The 13,680-nt window shown below is 71.6% G+C and carries 12 protein-coding genes; 5 read left to right on the top strand and 7 right to left on the bottom strand.

All coding sequences use genetic code 11. From position 1 onward, the window contains the following. Positions 1–170 precede the first annotated feature (170 nt). Genes ACIQUQ_RS28280 through ACIQUQ_RS28270 form a run of 3 tightly spaced genes read left to right on the top strand, consistent with a single transcriptional unit; the run spans position 171 to position 2,690 of the window. Entirely contained in the window at positions 171–833 is a 663-nt protein-coding gene (locus tag ACIQUQ_RS28280) for a DUF998 domain-containing protein (RefSeq protein ID WP_403981295.1), read from the top strand. Positions 834–840: 7 nt separating this feature from the next. Beyond that, the gene (locus tag ACIQUQ_RS28275) at positions 841–2,028 is read left to right on the top strand and encodes a sensor histidine kinase (protein WP_403981292.1); all 1,188 of its coding nucleotides are present in this window, start codon (positions 841–843) and stop codon (positions 2,026–2,028) included. Further along, on the top strand, positions 2,025–2,690 hold the full coding sequence (locus ACIQUQ_RS28270; protein ID WP_403981289.1) for a response regulator: 666 nt from the start codon (positions 2,025–2,027) through the stop codon (positions 2,688–2,690). The genes ACIQUQ_RS28275 and ACIQUQ_RS28270 overlap by 4 nt, the downstream gene beginning before the upstream one ends. 265 nt (positions 2,691–2,955) lie before the next feature. On the opposite strand, the gene ACIQUQ_RS28265 is transcribed toward ACIQUQ_RS28270, so the two are convergent. Both ACIQUQ_RS28265 and ACIQUQ_RS28260 read right to left on the bottom strand, forming a co-directional pair. Continuing rightward, a complete protein-coding gene (locus ACIQUQ_RS28265; RefSeq protein ID WP_403981286.1) occupies positions 2,956–4,206 on the bottom strand; it encodes a cation:proton antiporter in 1,251 nt (416 codons plus the stop codon). 6 nt (positions 4,207–4,212) lie between these two features. Then, positions 4,213–4,683 (bottom strand): cation:proton antiporter regulatory subunit, encoded by a 471-nt coding sequence (locus tag ACIQUQ_RS28260; RefSeq protein ID WP_403981284.1) that lies wholly within the window; start codon positions 4,681–4,683, stop codon positions 4,213–4,215. A 277-nt stretch (positions 4,684–4,960) separates the two neighbouring features. On the opposite strand from ACIQUQ_RS28260, the gene ACIQUQ_RS28255 reads away from it, so the two are divergent. Both ACIQUQ_RS28255 and ACIQUQ_RS28250 read left to right on the top strand, forming a co-directional pair. Beyond that, on the top strand, positions 4,961–5,914 hold the full coding sequence (locus ACIQUQ_RS28255; RefSeq protein WP_403981462.1) for a histidine kinase: 954 nt from the start codon (positions 4,961–4,963) through the stop codon (positions 5,912–5,914). After that, positions 5,911–6,576, top strand: coding sequence for a response regulator (locus ACIQUQ_RS28250; protein WP_403981281.1), 666 nt, complete (start codon positions 5,911–5,913; stop codon positions 6,574–6,576). The genes ACIQUQ_RS28255 and ACIQUQ_RS28250 overlap by 4 nt, the downstream gene beginning before the upstream one ends. 156 nt (positions 6,577–6,732) lie before the next feature. Here ACIQUQ_RS28250 and ACIQUQ_RS28245 read toward each other — a convergent pair whose 3' ends face one another. The 5 genes from ACIQUQ_RS28245 to ACIQUQ_RS28225 all read right to left on the bottom strand — a co-directional run bounded on the left by ACIQUQ_RS28245 (position 6,733) and on the right by ACIQUQ_RS28225 (position 13,675). Continuing rightward, entirely contained in the window at positions 6,733–7,704 is a 972-nt protein-coding gene (locus ACIQUQ_RS28245) for an antibiotic biosynthesis monooxygenase (RefSeq protein ID WP_403981279.1), read from the bottom strand. Continuing rightward, a complete protein-coding gene (locus ACIQUQ_RS28240; RefSeq protein ID WP_403981276.1) occupies positions 7,701–10,427 on the bottom strand; it encodes a molybdopterin-dependent oxidoreductase in 2,727 nt (908 codons plus the stop codon). The genes ACIQUQ_RS28245 and ACIQUQ_RS28240 overlap by 4 nt, the downstream gene beginning before the upstream one ends. Further along, positions 10,424–11,251 carry an FAD binding domain-containing protein gene (locus tag ACIQUQ_RS28235; RefSeq protein WP_403981273.1) on the bottom strand — a complete coding sequence of 276 codons (828 nt, stop codon included), beginning with the start codon at positions 11,249–11,251 and terminating at the stop codon, positions 10,424–10,426. The genes ACIQUQ_RS28240 and ACIQUQ_RS28235 overlap by 4 nt, the downstream gene beginning before the upstream one ends. Positions 11,252–11,399: 148 nt before the next feature. Further along, positions 11,400–12,329 (bottom strand): carbohydrate ABC transporter permease, encoded by a 930-nt coding sequence (locus ACIQUQ_RS28230; protein WP_403981271.1) that lies wholly within the window; start codon positions 12,327–12,329, stop codon positions 11,400–11,402. Next, positions 12,326–13,675 carry a carbohydrate ABC transporter permease gene (locus ACIQUQ_RS28225; RefSeq protein WP_403981268.1) on the bottom strand — a complete coding sequence of 450 codons (1,350 nt, stop codon included), beginning with the start codon at positions 13,673–13,675 and terminating at the stop codon, positions 12,326–12,328. The genes ACIQUQ_RS28230 and ACIQUQ_RS28225 overlap by 4 nt, the downstream gene beginning before the upstream one ends. Positions 13,676–13,680: the final 5 nt, after the last annotated feature.

Here is a 13,680-nt window from a genome sequence, read left to right as displayed (position 1 = left end):
GGGGCTGCACGGATCCCGGCCCGGCCGCTCCGGCCCGTACACCAAACGGTGCAGCCGGCCGGACGACGACACCATCCGCGGTACGACCGGATGTCAGCATCGGGACGACGCGGCCGCCCCCGCCTCCTCCGTAGGTTCTGGATCACCGGAACGACAACGAGGAGGACGGCATGACGGCGACGAACACGGCACCAGCGGCGGGAGTACGGGCTCCGCTCACCCTGATCGGCACCGGGGCCCTGGCCATGGCCGCGGTGGAGACGCTCAACCCGCGGTACGACCTGGTGAGCGAGACCCTCAGCCGGTACGTCCACGGCACGGCCGGCTGGCTGCTCCCGGCGGCGCTGCTGGCCGTCGGCGCCGCTTCCGCCGTCCTCACGGTGCGTTTGGGCGCCGTCGCCCGGCGGGCGCCCCGGGCCGCGCTCGCGGTGTGGACGGCCGGCATTCTGGTCGCGGCGCTCTTCCCTGCGGACCCGCCCGGCCACTGGACCCGCCCCTCCCTCTCCGAACTCGTCCACGGCAACGCCGCCTTCCTCGCCTTCGCCGCCCTGCCGACCGCCGCCGTGCTGCTGCGCGGGACGCTCGCCGCCGGGAGGCCCGCCCTGAGCACGGCGCTGAACGCCTTCACCGTGGCCTCGGTCGCCACCACGGCGGCGCTCGCGGTCTTCCTGGTCGACGTGATGCAAGGGGGCCCGTCGCTGGGACTGGGCGGCGTCCCCACGCTCGTCGGTCTTGCCGAACGCCTGGTTCTCGCCGCCGATTTGGGGTGGATCGCGCTCGCCCTGGCCGCGGCGCGCCCCCGCGCCGAACAGGGACGGAACCGTCGTGCATGATCGGCGCATGGACCGACCTCCCGTCCCCGCCCCCGCCGACCCCCGCACGGCCCGGCTGATCGACGGGCTCCTGGCGGCCGGCACCGCCGTCGCCGTCCTGGCGGGCACCGCCCGGTTCGGCGGCCGGCTGGACGCCGCGGGAGCCCTGCCGCTCGCGCTGTGGCTGGGCCCGCTCCTTCTGGCGCGCCGCCGCCGGCCGCTGGTCGTGGTGCTGTTGAGCGTGCAGGCCGTCGTCGTCTTCCGCACCTCGGGACTCGCCGACGTCGGCTGGGTGTGGCCGGCCTCAGCCGCCTACGCCGCACTGGCCGCGGATGACCGGCCCGGCCGCCCCGGCCTCCCGTGGGCGGTCGGCGTCGGCCTCGCCGAACTGGCCTTCGCCGCGGCCTGGGAGACGACTGCCGGCGGCGCCACCCCACGCGAAGTCCTGGGCTCCCTGGGCGCCGAGGCCCTGTGGCTGGCAGTGCTCCTGGCCGCCGCGACCGCCTACCGCAACCGCCTGCGCTGGCGCGCCGAACTCGACGAGCGCCTGCTGCGGGCCGCGCGGGAACGGGACCTGGAGGCCGGCCGGCGGATCGCGGAGGCCCGCCTGGACATCGCCCGCGAACTGCACGACGTCGTCGGGCACACCCTCACCGTCGTCGGGATCCAGCTCCGCGTCGCGGCCGAGGCTCTGCACGACTCACCCGAAGAGGCACGGGCAGCGCTCACCGCCGCCCAGCAGGTCCGCACCGAGGCCGTACGGGACCTCCGTGCGCTCGTCCACGTGCTGCGCGCGCCCGGGGAGGTCACGGAAGGCCCCGCCGCCGGGGTCCCCGAGGTCGCGGCGCTCGTCGACCGGATGCGGTCGGCGGAGCTGGACGTACGGCTGGAGACGGCCGGCGACCTGACCAGCGTCCCCGCACCCGTGTCCCTCGCGGTCCACCGGATCGTCCAGGAGGCGCTCACCAACACGGTCCGCCACACGGAAGCCTCACGGGCCGACGTCACCCTCCGGCTCGCCGACGGGCGGCTGGACGTGAGCGTCGCCGACGACGGTCGCAGCGTCGCGCGGACACCGGGAGCGGGCGGGCACGGGGTGCGCGGAATGGCCGAACGGGTCCGAGCACTCGGCGGCGACTTCTCCGCCGGACCGCACGAGCAGGGCGACGGATGGCTCGTGCGAGCCGCCATACCCGTGACAGGCTTCCACCCATGACGATCAAGGTGCTCCTCGCCGACGACCAGGCCCTGGTACGGGCCGGATTCAGCAGCCTCCTCGCCCGGGCCGAGGACATCGAGGTCGTGGGCGAGGCGGGCAGCGGCGACGAGGCGGTCCGCTCCGCCCGCGCCGTCCGTCCCGACGTCGTCCTCATGGACATCCGCATGCCCGGCACGGACGGACTCACCGCCACTCGGACGATCGTCGAAGACCCTCGACTGACCGGCTGCCGGGTCATCGTCCTCACCACCTTCGAGACCGACGAGTACGTCTTCGCCGCCCTGCGTGCAGGCGCGAGCGGCTTCCTCACCAAGGAGATCGAACCGGACGACCTGCGACACGCGGTGCGGGCGGTGGCGGCCGGCGACGCACTGCTCTCACCGAGCGCGACCCGACGGGTGATCGAGCAGTTCGCGCACCGCCCGGCAGCCCCGACGGACACCGCCGAACGGCTCGCCGTGCTCACCACGCGGGAACGCGAGGTGACCCGCCTGATCGCGACCGGCCTGTCCAACGACCACATCGCCGCCCAGCTCTCCATCAGCCCGCTCACCGCCAAGACCCACGTCACCCGCGCGATCGCCAAACTCGGCGTCCGCGACCGCGCCCAACTGGTGATCCTCGCGTACGAAACGGGCCTGGTCCGCGCCGGCGGCTAGGCCGTGTCTTTCGGATCAGGCCTGATCCGAAAGACACGGCCTGGGCACTAGCCCGCCGCGGCCCCGGCATCTCCTGTGGGATGGCGGGCCATGCTCGCCGGCCATACGGTCCGGAGTGGTAAGCCCCGCCGCTTCGGCACCGGGGCCGATGATCACCCACCACGGCGACGGCCGGTGAAGTGGAACGCGCCGCCGAGGTGGACGGCCAGGACGCCGAGCGGCAGTCCGCTCTGCCGGCCGGTGACCGGGGCCCAGCCGTCCTCGCTCACGCGCGGCCGGCCGGATCCTGAGCCTGGTCCTTGAGGTCCTCGCCGGATCCGGCCTGTGACGGCACCGCAGTCAGGGGCGGGGCAGGACGGATCCGGCGGCCGGCGAACCAGGCGGCCGCGGGCTCGGTGTAGCGGGCGGTGAGCGGTCCCAGCACCACGAGGATCAGCACATAGGCCGTGGCGAGCGGTCCCATCGCAGGCTCGATGCCCGCCGTGACGGCGAGTCCGGCGATGACGATGGAGAACTCGCCGCGGGCCACGAGCGTGCCACCGGCCCGCCAACGGCCCTTCACTCCGACACCGGCGCGCTTGGCGGCCCAGTACCCGGTCGCGATCTTCGTACCCGCCGTGACGACGGCGAGGGCGAGGGCGGGCAGGAGGACCGGCGGAATGCTCGCCGGGTCGGTGTGCAGGCCGAAGAAGACGAAGAACACGGCGGCGAACAGGTCGCGCAGCGGGCTCAGCAGACTGTGCGTGCCCTCGGCGACCTCGCCGGACAGGGCGATCCCGACGAGGAACGCTCCGACCGCGGCGGAGACCTGGAGCTGCTGGGCGATGCCCGCCACCAGCAGCGTCAGGCCCAGGACGACCAGAAGCAGCTTCTCCGGGTCGTCGCTGGAGACGAAGCGGGAGATGTGGCGCCCGAAGCGGACCGCGACGAAGAGGACCGCGCCCGCGACACCGAGGGCGATGGCGAGCGTCGCGCTTCCGGCGGCCAGGCTCACGCCGGCGAGGAGGGCGGTGATGATCGGCAGGTAGACCGCCATCGCCAGGTCTTCCAGGACCAGGATGGACAGGATGACCGGCGTCTCGCGATTGCCGACCCGCCCCAGGTCGCCCATGACCTTGGCGATGACGCCGGAGGACGAGATCCAGGTGACGCCGGCCAGGACGACGGCGGCGACCGGCCCCCAGCCCATGAGCAGGGCGGCTGCCGCTCCGGGGACGGCGTTGAGGCCGAAGTCGACCAGTCCGGCCGGGTACTGGGTCTTCAGGTTGGAGACCAGGTCCGAGGCGGTGTACTCCAGGCCGAGCATGAGCAGCAGCAGGATGACGCCGATCTCGGCGCCGATCGCGACGAACTCCTCGCTGGCGGGGAGCGGGAGGAGCCCGCCGGTTCCGAAGGCGAGACCGGCCAGCAGGTAGAGCGGGATGGGGGAGAACTTCAGGCGTCCGGCGACCCGGCCGAGCAGGCCGAGGCCGAGGATGATCGCGCCGAACTCGATGAGGAAGAAGGCGGAGTGCACCGGCGGTCACTCCCGCCCGAGTATGGACGCGGCGGCCTCGACGCCCTCGCGGGTGCCGATGACGATGAGGGTGTCGCCGCCGGCCAGGCGGAAGTCCGGCGCGGGCGAGGGCCTGGCTTCCGCGCGGCGCAGCACGGCCACGATCGACACGCCGGTCTCGGTCCGCATCCGGGTATCGCCCAGCACCCGGCCGTTCCAGTACGAATGCGCCGACAGCTCGATCCGTTCCGCCACCAGACCGAGATCGGTGGTGTGCAGGAGGCTCGGGCTGTGATGGGCGGGCATCAGCGCGTCGATCAGGGAGGACGTCTCGGGACCGGTCAGGTGCAGGGACTGGGCGCACGCGTCGGGGTCGTCGGACCGGTACAGGTTCACGGTCCGGGTACCGTCGCGGTGCGCGATCACCGACAGGTGGCGGTGTTCGCGGGTGGTCAGGTCGTACTGGACCCCGATGCCGGGCAATGGTGTGGTGCTCATCCGTGGAGCAGGCACAGCTGTCCCCCTCGTGTTCGCTTCGTGCGGGATACCGTGGCGACGGACGCTCGATTACAGGCAGGAGACGCCGCGCGGCGGGGCCATCCTGCCATTTTCCGCACGTCCGGAGGATGGGTGTCGGCACGGATGGACAACAGCACGCCGACCGCGTGAGGATGGGGCCGGGGAAGTGGGCTCCGTTGCAGCTCAGAGCACCTGGGCGAGACGGCCGCAGCGGCCGTGACGGATGTCGGGGGACCGGCTGGAAAGGCGTGTGGCCGTGTCTCTGTACTGGCGGATCTTCCTCCTGAACGCCGGCGTCCTGGTACTCGCGGTGGCCCTCCTGTTCGGCCCCGTCACCGTCTCCACACCGGTCCTCTTCGGGGAGGCGATCGTCCTGCTCACCGGGCTGGCCGCGATGCTCGTCCTCAACGCCGTCCTCCTCAAGATCGGCCTGGCCCCGCTCGCCCGCCTGAACCGGGCCATGGCGACCGCCGACCTCCTCAAACCCGGTACCCGCCCGGCCGTCACGGGAGACGGGGAAATCGCCGCACTCACCCGGACCTTCAACGCCATGCTCGACCGGCTCGAGGCCGAGCGGGCAACCAGCAGCGGCCGCGTCCTGACCGCCCTCGAAGGCGAACGGCAACGCATCGCCCAGGAGCTCCACGACGAGGTCGGCCAGACCCTCACCGCAGTCCTCCTCCAGCTGAAGTACGCCGCCGACCGCGCCCCCGGGCCCGTCCGCACCGACCTCCACCAGGCCCAGGAGACCACCCGCTCCAGCCTGGACGAGATCCGCCGCATCGCACGCCGCCTGCGCCCCGGGGTCCTGGAAGAACTCGGCCTGCACAGCGCCCTGCGCTCCCTCGCCGCCGAATTCACCACCCCCCGCCTGAGCGTCACCGCCCACATCACCCCCGGACTGCCCCACCTCGACCAGTCCACCGAACTCGTCCTCTACCGCGTGGCCCAGGAAGGCCTGACCAACGCCGCCCGCCACTCCGGCGCGAACCGCGTCGAGGTCCGCCTGCGGCCCCTGCCCCACAGCGGAACCGAACTGCTCGTCAGCGACAACGGGCGCGGCCTCGCCGACGCACCGGAAGGCGCCGGCATCCAGGGCATGCGCGAACGCGCCCTGCTCATCGGCGCCGAACTCGTCGTCGGTGCCGGCCCGCACGGCGGTACCGAGGTACGACTGGATGTCCCCGACACCAGGAAGGCGACCCGATGACCCTGCCAGAGGTCGGTCCCGCCCGGATCCTCCTCGCCGACGACCACGCCCTCGTACGCCGCGGCGTACGCCTCATCCTCGACGCCGAGCCCGACCTGACCGTGGTCGCCGAAGCCGCAGACGGAGCCGAAGCCGTCACCCAGGCCCGCACCCTCGACATCGACCTGGCCGTCCTCGACATCGCGATGCCGCGCCAGACGGGCCTCCAAGCCGCCCGCGAACTCGCACGCATCCGCCCCGGCCTGCGGATCCTCATCCTCACCATGTACGACAACGAGCAGTACTTCTTCGAAGCCCTGCGCGCCGGCGCGTCCGGCTACGTCCTCAAATCCGTCGCCGACCGCGACCTCGTCGAAGCCTGCCGCGCCGCAATGCGGGACGAGCCCTTCATCTACCCCGGCGCGGAAACGGCCCTCATCCGCAGCTACCTCGACCGCGCCCGCAACGGCAGCCCGCTGCCGGAGCGGACCATCACCGAGCGGGAGGAGGAAATCCTCAAACTCGTCGCCGAGGGCCACAGCTCCAAGGAGATCGGTGAACTCCTCGTCATCAGCCCCAAGACGGTCGAGCGCCACCGCGCCAACCTCCTCCAGAAACTGGGCCTCCGCGACCGCCTCGAACTCACCCGCTACGCCATCCGCGCCGGCCTGATCGAGCCGTAGCCGCCCCGACCGCCCTCGCCTGCCGGGACGGCCGTCATCGCCAAGGCCCTCGCCCGCTGGGGCCACATCCTGCTCCCCTCTGGTCCTCATCACCATCGGCCTGCTCACCCTCGTCGAAGGCGGCGCCTCGGCCTGTGACCGCGCTGCGCCGGCAGGTCAGGGCAGGGTCCAGAACTGCCGCGTCACGAGGTAGAAGACGACCGCCCAGAACCCGAGGGCCGCCGCGACGGTGCCGAGGCCGACGAGGTTGGTCCGCAGCGGTGGTGCGTCCGGTGCGGGCCACAGCCACCGCCTGAGCAGCCGGTTCACGTAGTAGGGCATCGTGAAGAAGCTCATGGCGAGGCTCGACAGGAGGTTGCCTATGAGCAGCCCGAGCCAGATCGGCAACTTCAGTGGGGACAGGGCGAGCGCCAGCAGCACGACGGTCGGGTAGAGGCCCACCCAGACCGCTATGGCGGTCTTCGTCTCCGACGGCGGCGGCGCTTCCCTGCCGTTCTCCTCGAAAGCGAACCAACTGCCGAACGAGTTCTCGATCGTCTGCAGTTTGAAGTCGTTGAACTTCTCCCCTTCGGCGAGCATCTGCCGCCGTTTCTCCGACGTCAGCCAGGCATCGAGGTGTTCGGCGTTGTCGTAGCGGTACAGGGTGGTCCATTCGTCCTGGAGGCCTTCGATCGGGCGGAAGAGCTCCGTGCCGCGGAAGCCCGGGAACCCGCCCTCCGCCTTGCTCATGTCGTGCTGCCACCGGAGGAAGTCGTCCACGTGGTCGGGGTGGACCCGGTGGGTCACCACCACGGTCACGAGCAGGTCCGTGGGCTGGGTTCCGCCCCTCATCACCTGCTGGGTTCCGGGGCCGTCGAAGAACTTCTCCCCGATGTCGAGGAGCCGTTGCCGGGTGGCGCCGTTCATCCACGCCTGCAGGTGGGCCACGGAGTCGAACCGGTAGACGACGACCCAGTCGGGCTGCAGCTCCGTCGGCGGGGACACCTCGGCGCCCAGGTGCCCCGCGTACCGGGCGGCGGCGGCGTTGACGTCCTCCTGCCACTTCGCGTACTCCTGGTCCATGCCGGGCCGGATCCTGTGGCCGATGATGACGGTGGCGGCCGAGTCCCCCTGTTGCCCGGTGGTCATCGTCCCGGGCCCGACCGGGCCGACTGGCTCTCACCCAGCCGGCTGTAGATCCGCTCCGGAGTGAGGGGCAGCTCACGGTAGCGGACGCCCGTGGCATTGCGGAGCGCGTTCGCCAGCGCGGGCGCCACGGGGTTGATGCAGCACTCCGCCATCCCCTTCGAGTGCATGGCCCCGACGGAGTCGCTGGAGCTGACCAGGAGCAGTTTGGTGCGGGGGACGTCGGCGTAGGCGGGGATCCGGTAGTTCCGCAGGTTCGGGTTGGCCATGACCCCGTCCGCGTCGATCCGGAAGTTTTCCGTCAGGGCGAATCCGATGCCCTGGGCGACGCCGCCGTCCACCTGGCCGCGGACCTGCTCGGGGTTGATGATCTCCCCGGCGTCGGCCGCGTGGACGCTGTGCAGGATACGGATCTCACCCGTCACCCGGTGGACGGCGATGCGGAACCCCTGGGTGTTGGAGGTGACGCTGCGGGGCGAGCCGTAGGCCTTGCGGGCGGCGGTGAACCGGATGCCGCGGGCCCGAGCCAGGGCGACGAGCTCGGCCAGTGGGACGCGGTCGTCCCCGCAGACGACGTGCTCGTCGTCCATGGAGCACATCACGACGTGGACGCCGGTCTGCGCGGCGGCGAACTCCAGGATGCGGTCGCGCACCGCGTTGGCCGCCCGGAGAACGGCGTTGCCCGCGACGAAGAGTCCGGCACTCGCGAAGGCGCCGGTGTCGAACCCCGTACGGTCGGTGTCCGACTGCACCAGGCGGATCCGCGAGGGGGTCGTGCCCAGCTGGTTCGCGGCGATCTGGACGTGCGCGGTCGAGGTGCCCTCGCCGAACTCGACGGTACCGATGGCGAGTTCGTAGACGAGGTCGTCGCCGAGCGTGAGCCAGGCCTCGGAGATGTGCTCGGTCGGGGGCGCCGTCTCGTGCATGGAGCTCGCCACGCCGGTTCCCACGAGCCACCCCGGGCCGGGTGCGGGCTGATCGGCCGTCCGGGCCAGCTCTCCGGCCACCAAGTCGATGCACTTGGCGAGCCCGTCCTCGTTGAACATGACGTCGTCGGGGCCGTCGTGCATCGCGACGAGCGGATCGCCGGGGCGCACGATGTTGCGGCGGCGCAGTTCGAGCGGATCCATGTGCAGGGCGATGGCCAGCTCGTCCATCGCGCACTCCACGGCGAAGGCCGGCTGGGTCATCCCGTACCCGCGCAGGGCTCCGCTCGGCACGGTGTTCGTGTAGACGGAGAAGGCGTCGTACTTCTTGTTGGGGCAGCGGTAGAGCATGACGGCGGCGCCGCCCGCGTACAGGGTCTCCCCGCCGTGGTTGCCGTAGGCGCCCGTGTTGGAGACGTTGCGGACCTGCAACGCCGTGAGCGTCCCGTCGTTCTTCGCGCCCAGCTTGACCGTCAACGTCATCGGGTGCCGAGGCGAGGCCGTGGTGAACTCCTCCTCGCGCGTGAACTCGAGACAGGTGGGGCGTCCGGTGTCGAGGGTGGCCAGGGCGACCAGGTCTTCGGAGATGACCTCCTGTTTGCCGCCGAAACCCCCGCCGACGCGCTTGCAGAACACCCGGAGCTCGTCCGGGCGCCGTGCGAACAGGTAGGCCAGTTTGACCTTGGCGATCGACGGCGACTGCGAACTGGTGCGTACGTTCAGCCGCCCGTCCTCCATCCAGGCGATCGAGCCGTGGGTCTCCAGGTGGGCGTGCTGTACACGCGGTGAGGAGTAGGTGCCTTCGTGGATCACGTCGGCCGCCGCGAACCCGGCGTCGACGTCCCCGATGTGCGAGTGGAGCTCGACCAGGAGGTTGTGGACGGAGTCCCGGACGAACGGGTCGTCCGAGTCGTGCAGTTGGGGTGCTCCGTCGGCCATGGCGTCCTCGGGGTCGAAGACCGCGGGCAGCACCTCGTACTCGACGGCCAGCCTGCGGCAGCCCTCCTCCGCCGCCCCGACCGTTTCGGCGAGGACGACGGCGACGCGCTGTCCGGCGAAGCGGACGGTGTCGTCGAGGATGTAGGTGTCGTCCGGATCCACGAGGTGGTCGGTGTGGATCGCCGTGGTGAACCGCCTGCGCGGTACGTCCTGCCAGGTGTAGACGCGGTGCACGCCGGGGACCGCGAGCGCGGCGGACTTGTCGATCGAAACGATCCGGGCGTGGGCGTGGGGGGAGTGCAGCACCTTGAGGTGCAGCATGCCGTCGATGTGGGTGTCCATCGTGAACTCGGCCCGACCGGTCACGACGTCCTCGGCTGCAGGCGCACCGACGCTCGTCCCGACGGCCTTGCCCGGAGCGGCCGCCCGCACGTTGGCGACGCCCTTGACGGCATCCTCGATCTCCCGATAGCCGGTGCAGCGGCAGAGGTTGCCCTTCAACGCTCGGGGCAGGTCGGCCTTCTGCGCCTCGGTGAGGGCCGCCGACGTCATGATCATCCCCGCGGTGCAGAAGCCGCACTGGAATCCTGGGGCGTCCCGGAACGCCTGTTGTGCGGGATGCAGGTCGCCGGGCGATCCGAGACCCTCGATCGTGGTCACCTCGTGGCCTTCCGCGCGGAAGGCCGGAGTGATGCAGCTGTGTACCGGAGTGCCGTCGACCCACACGGTGCACGCACCGCAGTCGCCCGCGTCGCACCCCTTCTTGACGCCGAAGTGACCGAGTCCGCGCAGGAAGGTGCGCAGGCACTGGCCGGGCCGCGGCTCCGCTTCGAAGCTCCGTCCGTTGACGAGGTACGTCATGCCGGGCCCCCGTGGATGAGTTCGCTGCGGATCTCCTCGGCGAAGTGCCGGGTCAGGTGGCGACGGTGGCCGGGAGTCCCGTTCGGGTCGGCGAACCACACGTCGGCGGGGATGGCGTCGATGCTCTGTCGCAGTGTGTGGGCATCGGGCATGGTGCGGAAGGCGAACCGTACCGGCCGCGTGGTGCCCGCCGTCACCGTGAGCAGCAGATCGCCCGTTGCGGGTGTGTGCGTGCCGATGAGGAACACGGTCGAGCGGCCGAGGCGGGTCAGTGAGAAGCGGCGGTGCACGCAGCGTTTGCGCAGGGCGTGCGCCGGAATGCAGATCCGGCGCAGCACCTCTCCCGGGGCCAGGATGTTGCGGTTGTTCCCGGTCACGAAGTCGAGGGCGTCGACGGTGCGGACGGCCCCGTCGGCGCCCCACAACTCGTACCGGGCCTCCAGCGCGACCGTGAGCGTGATCATCGGCCCGGCCGGCAGCGACATGCAGATGTTTCCGCCGACGGTCGCCGCGTTCCAGACCTTGAAGGAGGACAGGAACGCCTCGCACGACGTCGGGATGAGGGCCCCCGCGGTCCACTCGGCCGGCGGTGCGAAGGCGTACAGGTCGCGGATGGTGCACGTGGCACCGATTTCGAGACCGGCGTCGCTCGGGACGAGGGGATCCCATGGCAGCGACGTCAGGTCGATCAGCCGCCGCAGGTCGGGCTGCTCCGCCGAGAAGAGCCAGGTGCCGCCAGCCAGCCAGGCGTCCCCGTCCCGCCAGTCGGAGCCCGGCTGGTCGGACGGCCGCCGGACGACTTCGGTGATGGTGTTGAGGTCCATGGGTATCGAGCCCCCACACGAAAACGATCGTGAACTGCCCGGGGATGGACCGGCCCGGCGCGGAGCTTCTCTTTCACCGTACCCACAACGGTCCGGCCCTGCTCGGCAGCGAGTCCCCGCAGCGGGCTGCGGTCCCCCCCTCCTGAGGTCACTTCACCGAGCCGGCCATCACGCCCTGGACGAAGTGCCGCTGGAAGGCGAAGAACACGACGAGGGGGACCACCAGGGACAGGAACGCTCCCGGGGCGAGGACGCCGATGTTGCTGCCGAACTGGCGGATCTGGGACTGGAGCGCGACCGTGAGCGGCTGGGATCCGCTGTCCGCGAAGAGCAGCGCCACCAGCATGTCGTTCCAGACCCAGAGGAACTGGAAGATGGCGAGGCTCGCGATGGCGGGGCGGCCGAGGGGCAGCACGAGGCGGAAGAAGATCCGCCACTCGCTGCCGCCGTCCATCCTCGCCGCCTCCAGCATCTCGCGCGGGATCTCGGCGAAGTAGTTGCGCAGCAGGAAGATCGCGAAGGGCAGTCCGTAGGCGACGTGGAAGAGGACGACGCCGGCGACGGTGCCGAAGAGCCCGACCGCGCCCATGAGCTTTGCGACCGGCAGCAGCCCGACCTGCACGGGGACCACGAGCAGGCCGACGACCACGAGGAAGATCCCGTCCCGGCCGGGGAACTCCAGCCAGGCGAAGGCGTACCCGGCCAGGGCTGCGATGCCGACCACCAGGGCCGTGGCGGGCACCGAGATCAGCACGGTGTTCCCGAACGCGGCCGGGATGCCCGAGTCGGCGAGCAGGGCGGTGTAGTTGTCGAAGGACAGCTGTGACGGGTCGGCGAGCGCCGTCCACCAGCCGCCGGAGGCGTTGTCCTCTTCGGAGCGCATCGAGGACAGGAAGAGGCCGGCGAGCGGGGTGATCCACACGAGGGCGACCAGGATCAGCAGCCCCTGGACGAGGCCGCTGCCGAGCAGGCGGGAGACGCGGGGCCGGCGGCGCGGCGGGGAGGCCGGCGGGGAGGCCGGGAGGGCTGCCGCCCGTCGCGGGGAGGGGCGGCGCTCGATGGTGCCGTGGCTGGTCATGTTCCACTCCTTCGGAACCGCCGGATGTTGAAGACCATGGCGGGGACGACCAGCAGGAGGAGGACCATGCTGAGGGCACTGCCGAGGCCCTGGTCGTTGCCGCCGCCGAAGGAGACCAGCCACATGCGGGTCGCCAGGACGTTCGCCTCTTCCTGCACCGGGCCGGGGGCGATGATGTAGACGAGGTCGAAGACCTTCATCACGTTGATCACGAGGGTGACGAAGACGACGGTGAGGACGGGTGCGAGCAGCGGCACGGTGATCTTGCGGAAGATCTGGCCCTCGCTGGCGCCGTCCATCCGGGCGGCCTCCAGGGCGTCGCGGGGGATGGCGGCGAGGCCGGCGCCGATGAGGACCATCGCGAAGCCGGTCCACACCCAGAGGTAGGCGCCGATGACGGCCGGCGTCACCAGGGCCGGGCCCAGCCAGTCCACGCCCCGGTAGGGGGGTGCGAAATTGGCCGCGGGCAGGCGGACGGTGTACTCGCCGGGCGTGAGCCCGCCCAGGCGGAACGTGCCGTCGGCGGCGGCGGTGGCGGTCGCCGCGACTTCACCGCCGCGTACGGCCTCGACCCGCGTACCGGGCAGGCCCTTCTCGCCCGGGTCGACCTTTCCCGGGGTTCCGTTGCCGCCCGGCGCGAAGTCCAGGTAGACGGCGCCGGTGATCGCGTTCTGGTCCGCCGCGCCGGCTGCGGGATCCGCCGGGGCGGGCTTCGCCGTCGCGGGCAGGGCGTTCGGGCCGACCCCGACGAGTCCGAGGCCGACCGAGTCTCCGGGGCGGACCGTCCGGTCGGTGACGTAAGGGCCCCCGGGGGCGCCTGACAGGCCGTGGCCCTCTCGGGCGCGGGCCGTGGGGTACGCGGCGGTGTCCTGGAAGGTGTCGTGGATCCCGACGGCGACGGCGTTGAGCACGCCCCGGTCGGGGTTCTGCTCGTAGGCGAGTCGGAAGACGATCCCGGCGGCGAGGAAGGAGACGGCCATCGGGAGGAAGAGGACGAGTTTGAAGGCGGTGGCCCAGCGCACCTTCTCGGTGAGGACGGCGAGGAGCAGCCCGAGCCCCGTGAGCAGGGTGGGGGCGACGACGACCCAGATGGTGCTGTTGCGGACGGCCTTGAGGGTGGCCGGGTCGTGGAGGATCGCCGCGTAGTTCCCGGCCCCGACGAAGTGCTCGCCGCTGGCGTCGAAGAGGCTGCGGCCGAAGGAGAAGAAGACGGGGTAGAGGACGAGCGCACCGAGCAGGAGCAGGGCCGGCAGGACGAAGGCGACCGCGAGCCGGCGCTTCCTCGCCCGGGCCCGGCGCCGCGGGTCGGCCGCGGCGCGGGCGGTGGCGGTGGTGGTGGGAGCCATGGGTG

Source organism: Streptomyces sp. NPDC101118 (genome assembly GCF_044759445.1).
Taxonomy (GTDB): Bacteria; Actinomycetota; Actinomycetes; order Streptomycetales; family Streptomycetaceae; genus Streptomyces.
The sequence above is the reverse complement of the archived record's forward strand: the minus strand, read 5'-3'. Positions and strand labels throughout refer to the sequence as shown.

Excerpts from the sequence above, each read along its gene's own strand:
- ACIQUQ_RS28225 (WP_403981268.1), bottom strand. The coding sequence starts at position 13,675 with ATGGCTCCCACCACCACCGCCACCGCCCGCGCCGCGGCCGACCCGCGG.
- ACIQUQ_RS28270 (WP_403981289.1), top strand. The coding sequence starts at position 2,025 with ATGACGATCAAGGTGCTCCTCGCCGACGACCAGGCCCTGGTACGGGCC.
- ACIQUQ_RS28275 (WP_403981292.1), top strand. The coding sequence starts at position 841 with ATGGACCGACCTCCCGTCCCCGCCCCCGCCGACCCCCGCACGGCCCGG.
- ACIQUQ_RS28235 (WP_403981273.1), bottom strand. The coding sequence starts at position 11,251 with ATGGACCTCAACACCATCACCGAAGTCGTCCGGCGGCCGTCCGACCAG.
- ACIQUQ_RS28250 (WP_403981281.1), top strand. The coding sequence starts at position 5,911 with ATGACCCTGCCAGAGGTCGGTCCCGCCCGGATCCTCCTCGCCGACGAC.
- ACIQUQ_RS28280 (WP_403981295.1), top strand. The coding sequence starts at position 171 with ATGACGGCGACGAACACGGCACCAGCGGCGGGAGTACGGGCTCCGCTC.
- ACIQUQ_RS28260 (WP_403981284.1), bottom strand. The coding sequence starts at position 4,683 with ATGAGCACCACACCATTGCCCGGCATCGGGGTCCAGTACGACCTGACC.
- ACIQUQ_RS28245 (WP_403981279.1), bottom strand. The coding sequence starts at position 7,704 with ATGACCACCGGGCAACAGGGGGACTCGGCCGCCACCGTCATCATCGGC.
- ACIQUQ_RS28230 (WP_403981271.1), bottom strand. The coding sequence starts at position 12,329 with ATGACCAGCCACGGCACCATCGAGCGCCGCCCCTCCCCGCGACGGGCG.
- ACIQUQ_RS28240 (WP_403981276.1), bottom strand. The coding sequence starts at position 10,427 with ATGACGTACCTCGTCAACGGACGGAGCTTCGAAGCGGAGCCGCGGCCC.